Source organism: Bacillus norwichensis, from assembly GCF_014836955.1.
In the GTDB taxonomy this organism is placed as follows: Bacteria; Bacillota; Bacilli; order Bacillales; family Bacillaceae_C; genus Siminovitchia; species Siminovitchia norwichensis.
The window spans coordinates 1-6,103 of sequence record NZ_JACSPV010000077.1; the positions used below are offsets into that span (position 1 = coordinate 1).

The 6,103-nt window shown below is 41.4% G+C and carries 6 protein-coding genes; 3 read left to right on the plus strand and 3 right to left on the minus strand.

From position 1 onward, the window contains the following. The first annotated feature begins 235 nt into the window (after window positions 1–235). Complete coding sequence (locus H9631_RS21740) at window positions 236–721, plus strand: hypothetical protein (protein WP_191816491.1); 486 nt, start codon at window positions 236–238, stop codon at window positions 719–721. 26 nt (window positions 722–747) lie between these two features. After that, the gene (locus H9631_RS21745; RefSeq protein ID WP_191816493.1) at window positions 748–1,272 is read left to right on the plus strand and encodes a hypothetical protein; all 525 of its coding nucleotides are present in this window, start codon (window positions 748–750) and stop codon (window positions 1,270–1,272) included. 74 nt (window positions 1,273–1,346) lie between these two features. Here the strand turns inward: H9631_RS21745 and H9631_RS21750 are convergent, their stop codons facing one another. The 3 genes from H9631_RS21750 to ahpC form a co-directional block, all read right to left on the minus strand. Beyond that, on the minus strand, window positions 1,347–1,886 hold the full coding sequence (locus tag H9631_RS21750; RefSeq protein ID WP_191816495.1) for an ECF transporter S component: 540 nt from the start codon (window positions 1,884–1,886) through the stop codon (window positions 1,347–1,349). A 274-nt stretch (window positions 1,887–2,160) separates the two neighbouring features. Further along, window positions 2,161–3,690, minus strand: coding sequence for an alkyl hydroperoxide reductase subunit F (gene ahpF, locus H9631_RS21755; protein WP_191816497.1), 1,530 nt, complete (start codon window positions 3,688–3,690; stop codon window positions 2,161–2,163). Between the two features lie 12 nt (window positions 3,691–3,702). Further along, on the minus strand, window positions 3,703–4,266 hold the full coding sequence (gene ahpC / locus H9631_RS21760) for an alkyl hydroperoxide reductase subunit C (RefSeq protein ID WP_160709236.1): 564 nt from the start codon (window positions 4,264–4,266) through the stop codon (window positions 3,703–3,705). A 374-nt stretch (window positions 4,267–4,640) separates the two neighbouring features. Between ahpC and H9631_RS21765 the strand changes: the two genes are divergently transcribed. Continuing rightward, a complete protein-coding gene (locus H9631_RS21765) occupies window positions 4,641–5,819 on the plus strand; it encodes a DUF4317 domain-containing protein (protein ID WP_191816499.1) in 1,179 nt (392 codons plus the stop codon). Window positions 5,820–6,103: the final 284 nt, after the last annotated feature.

Here is a 6,103-nt window from a genome sequence, read left to right on the forward strand (position 1 = left end):
AAAAATAGGAATAGAGGGCTTACTTAAGTATTGCTTTCTAGCGGAAATAATTTTCATACAAAATTTATCGAGCGGAGCTCGATAAAATCTGGGTGCAAATACGCCAAGGCGCATTTGATATTGTCTCTTTTTCTCGAAACAGATTTTCTTGGGATTTTTCGAAATTAATCATAAGGACAGAGTAGGCTTGAATATTTTACTTTGGGGGAAGTTCGGTAAAAAGGGGGATTTTAAAATGGGGAGAAATCAGTGGAATGGGTATCTTGATGCTATTGATGCTGCCTTAGATAAGGGAATGGCAGCAAAGGAAGTGGTTTGCTCCATTACGACTGGTTTTCGCCAGATTCCTTCGTTGCGGAATGCGCCGGGGCTGAATCCGTATCATGCTACTGTGGCTGATATTGGCTACGGCTTTGATGCAGTCAGAGGGACGATCGAAAGGCTTCGTAATGGCGAAATGATCCCGCTCGGAAAAGAAATGCTTGTTTTTGACCTGGATACTTTGCGGATTAGCGAAAAACAAATGAGCCCTAATTTTGAGCTAGTAGCAAAGGAAGCGACACCGGACACCTATTATTTAATCAAGCAAAGTCTGCTTTTAAACCGGCAAATAGCTCAAAAAATTGATGAGGCCAATAAGTACGGCAAGGCTCTTTTGGGAACGGAATGGAATGAAATTCTGAAACGCATCCAAAAAGTTCAGGCCATTCCGCGCCTTTAACAGATTACTTAAAGGGAGAGAAGGAAATGCCGGATCAATCTTCCTTTCAAATGAGTGTAGAGGAAAAACATCATTTATTGGAATGGTGGGAGGCGACCGAGCAAGGAACGACAGTGGTGAAGCGCTTAGTTTCTTATATTACGGAACTGAGGTTGAATCCTGAATCAAGTCACGCGGATGGGATGATTTTGTTTTATCGTGCTGCGTCAGAGATTTCCTATGGTTACGCTGGGGTGAGGGGTTGTATCCGCCGTGCTTTCACACCTGAATATTCTGAGTTTCTTCGGAATAATATTGTCAGGTGCCACAGTTTTGCGCAAAAATTTTCAGTTGATACGAAGGTGCTTCTGGAACGAGTCGCCAAACAGATCAAAGGGGCAAATGCACTGCAAATTGTAAAGAGAATCCGGGAGACCCTTCGTGAAAATGACGTGGCTTTAACAGACATTGAGAACAAAGCGGATGCGTTTTTTGGCAAGGAAACGTTTCAAAAATTGCAAACCAGCCTTAAGCAATCCATTACCTTGCCTCCTTCCCAATATAAGGGTTGACTAGTATAATAGAGCCTAATTATGTTTTTAAAAAAATCAGCTATAACCGTGTAAGGTTATAGCTGATTTTTTCATTATTTAAAAGCAGGTATTTTCTTCAACACAATACATACGGGAATAGCGACAGCGATACCGATAACACTTTGCACGATGTCCCCAGGAATAGATGTTAAAGGCACAATCCAGTTGCCATATATGATGCTTTCCCAAAGATAATAGCCCGCAATCATAGGAGGTACTGAAAGGACGATTCCCAACAGGTTATATGCAATGTTGTTTCCATTTCGGCCTCCGGCCCAGGCAATTTTTCCAACGATATAGCCCTGTAACGCACGTGTTAAAAAGGTGATAGGCGCCCATAAAGCCCAGCCGGATACGAGGTCAAACAACCCCATGCCGACAGCACCGGCAAATGCGCCCTTTTTAGGGCCGAATGTAATGGCGGCAATGAAGAGCATGGCTGAGCCAAGGTGAACAAGGCCGCCGTTTATCGAAATAGGAAGTTTTATATTTAAGAGCATGGTAGCCACGAAAACGAGTGCTGTTGACATGGCTGTCAGAATGAGATCAAAAGTTTTGGATTTGGAGCTTGAATAGCTTGCGGTTCTTTCCATCTTACAGACCTTCTTTCTTTGCTAGTTGAAAGGCAACAGAATGCTACCTGTTTTACTGATAATTTAGCAAATCGTTGGTCTCTTTGAAAGTGTCACTTTTATAAAAAGTGTGGGGGTCAGTTTGTAATATAGCAAAAGAAAATCACTACCCAGCCCAAAGTGGGCAGATAGTGATTTTCTAGAGGAGAATCTATATTAAATAAGCTAAGCATACCTGGTAGGTTGTTTTATGATTCGGAGGGATTTCCGCTGGTATGCAGCTTAAATAAATCGTTTAATTCCGAACGAGGTAATCAAATGCGCCCAATGCAGCAGTAGCACCTGATCCCATTGAAATGATGATTTGCTTATATGCACTGTCAGTACAGTCACCTGCTGCAAATACACCAGGAATGCTTGTGGCGCCTTTTTTGTCTACTACAATTTCACCCATTCTTGTACGTTCAATTGTATCGCCCAGCCAATCGGTGTTTGGTACAAGGCCAATTTGAACAAACACGCCTTGTAAATCTATACGATGTTCTTTTCCACTTTCGCGATCAATGTAGGTAATGCCGTCGACTTTATCAGTGCCAGTGATTTCTTTAGTTTGAGCGTTTTTGATCACTGTCACATTTGGAAGACTGTAGAGACGGTCTTGTAAGACAGAGTCGGCTTTCAATTCTGGAGCAAACTCGAGAACTGTTACGTGTTTCACAATACCTGCAAGATCAATGGCTGCTTCAATACCAGAGTTACCTCCACCAATAACGGCTACATCTTTTCCTTCAAACAATGGGCCGTCACAGTGAGGACAGTAAGCAACACCTTTGTTTTTGAACTCTGCTTCACCTGGAACGCCAACATTGCGCCAGCGAGCACCTGTTGAAAGGACCACTGTTTTACTCTTAAGAACAGCTCCGTTTTCCAGTTCAATTTCAATCAAATCTTTCTTTTGCAAGCCTTTTGCGCGCTGTGAGTTCATAATATCTACATCATATTCCTTCACATGCTCTTCCAGGCTTGCCGCAAGCTTAGGGCCTTCTGTATGTTTCACACTGATGAAGTTCTCAATGCCAACAGTATCTAAGATTTGGCCGCCGAAGCGTTCAGCCACAATACCTGTCCGAATCCCTTTGCGTGCTGCATAGACCGCTGCACTGGCGCCGGCAGGACCGCCACCAACAACAAGAACGTCAAATGGTTCTTTAGCGGAAAGCTCAGCGGGATCTACTGTGCTGCCTAACTTTGCAAGGATATCTTCAAGTGACATACGGCCGCCGCCAAACGAATCGCCATTCAAGAAAACAGTTGGAACAGCCATGACGCCCTTGCTTTCTACTTCCTCTTTAAAAGCTGCGCCATCAATCATTGTATGACTGATGCCAGGATGGAGAACGCTCATCACGTTCAACGCTTGGACAACGTCAGGACAGTTGTTGCAGCTAAGGCTTACGTATGTTTCAAAGTGATACTCGCCTTGAAGGCTCTTCACTTGGTTGATGACGTTCTGTTCGACCTTTGGAGCTCTTCCGCTCACCTGAAGCAACGCCAAAACAAAAGAAGTGAATTCATGCCCGAGAGGGATACCGGCGAAAGTGATTCCAGTATCTTCTCCCAAACGGTTGACACTGAAGCTTGGCGTTCTTTCCAAGGCTGCTTTCTCTACTTTTATTTTGGATGACATAGCTGTAAGCTCGTCCATCAAAGACAGCATGTCCTTTGATACATCATCAGTTCCTGCACTGACTTTTAACAGTACGTCGCCTTCCATTAATTGTAGATATTGTCTAAGTTGTTCCTTAATGTCTGCATCCAGTATCATTTATAGCACTCCTTAAATTTTACCTACTAGATCAAGGCTTGGCTTAAGAGTTTCTGAGCCTTCTTTCCATTTTGCAGGGCAAACTTCGCCAGGATTATTACGCACGTATTGTGCAGCTTTAATTTTATCAATGAGGACACTTGCATCACGGCCGATGCCGTCAGCATTGATTTCAACTGCTTGGATGACTCCGTCTGGGTCAAGAATAAATGTACCGCGGTCTGCACGGCCTTCTTCTTCTACAAACACATCGAACATTTGGGAAAGCTTATGTGACGGGTCTCCAATCATCGCGTAAGTAATTTTACCGATAGCTTCGGAAGTATCATGCCAAGCTTTATGTGTGAAATGAGAATCTCTTGAAACAGAGAAAACCTCTACTCCAAGTTCTTGAAGAGCTGCATATTGATCTTGCAAGTCTTCAAGCTCTGTTGGGCAAACGAAAGTGAAGTCTGCTGGGTAGAAGCAAACAACGCTCCAATGACCTTTCAAGTTTTCTTCTGTTACCTCGATGAAATCACCGTTTTTGTACGCTTGTGCTGTGAATGCTTCTACTTCTTTTCCAATAAGAGCCATAATATAAATTCCTCCTAAATGATTTTAAAATAGCTGTTATTTAACTATCTATAACAGTTCCTTAATTACAATTACTATTATATAGTATTAGATATTGAAGTCAAGAGTTTAATTAAAATTATTTTAAATAAATATTGATTGTTAATGTATTGCTGCTAGATCAATACTAATTGATATATATGGATCTAATTTAACATAGATTAGATTATGCAACAATCAAATAGAGCTATTAATGAGATTATTATCTGTTAAATGATAATAGAACAGACTATATTTAAATGAAAAAAGCTGTTTTGTGATCAATGCTGTTATAATAAGAAGGCCAAGCTTAGGGAGAAAAAGCTGGCAACACATTGTTAAGGAGTTGCACTTCCATGAACAAAAAGGATATAGCCAATATTCGTAAGCAGTTCAAACTTGATAATGATTTATTAACGGTCACGGATATTTTTAATGTTTATATAAGAAAGGAAAGCAGTGATATCTACCATCAGGAGAGTCACCCGTTTCCCATGTTAGACAGAGAACAGCAGGAGTTATTCATGATTAACTTTAAGAAGGTGCTGACAGGCCAGCTTGATGTGAAATTATTTGAAGTAAAGTTTCAGGAACAGGCGGAAGATCACACGCGGATGATTCTTCATGAAGGCTTACGGGCGGATGAAGTGGAGGAATGGAAGGAGCAAATGCTTCTCATCGTTGATAAAATGTTTAAGGATGTTCAGTACGAGAAGGATATGGTCGTCACTTTCATTCGTGGCAATTATTTTAAACCGACGAAAAGGAGCCGGGAAGAAGCGGAAGAGAGTGATCGGGATGAGGTGTATTCCCATCCTTTTATTCTTTGCAGCATCAATCAGACGGAGCAACCAAAAAGATCGCTGGTGTTTGACTATGTTGAGAAGGAATTTAAGTCAAGTGTGGTAGTTGATTCCATTATCAATCTTGCATCTCCAGTTGCAGGATTTTTATTTCCAAGTTTCACTGACAATGCAGCTGATGTAAATCGTGTATTATACTCGGCGGGAAAAGCGAATAATCCTGATTATCATTTTATCGAGGATGTTCTGAATGGCGAAGAGATTATGACTGCCCAGGAAGACAAAGCCATATTTGAGTTTGTCGTAAATGAAGTGGTGGGAGGCGAGGTGGATACTCATACGCTTTCGAATGTATATGAAGAAATAAACCGGATGATGGATGAAGATGAAGAGGAGGAAGAAGAAGTCACTCCTACACTTGATTATAAAGATGTGGAACGAGTTTTAAAAATGAGCGGAGTAGAAGACGTCAATATGGATAAGGTTGAAATGGCCTTCCAAAAAGTCGTTGATGACGAAAAATATGAGCTTAAAGCAAGCAGCATTGTCCCAAAATATACATCGAAATCGATCAAAATCGAAACAAAGGTCGCCAATATTTCTATCAGTCCTAAAGACTTGAAGTATGTAAGGCAAGTCAACTTTAATGGTAAGCTCTGTTTAATGATCGAGGTTGATGAAGATACCATGATCGAGGGCTTTAAGTTGATACCGGAGGCTTCGTTGAGTTAAGTGCTAACAATGTCACGAACCCAAACAACGATACAGTGAGAGGGAAGGATGGGCATGTTAGCTAGTGTACAGACTTCTTACAAGGAAATTCAATCAATTCCTCTCGCAATTCGTCAGGAAATAACGAACATATAATATATAATTAAAGAACAATAGCATAACGGTTAACTCAAGGGTGACGGCATCATCCCCATTTTTTATGAAAGGGGGAGTGTAAACTTAACCGTGTAAGTGAGAGAGCGTACGGCTCTTGCTTCGCGGTTAAGTTTTTTTATTGGTAGAAT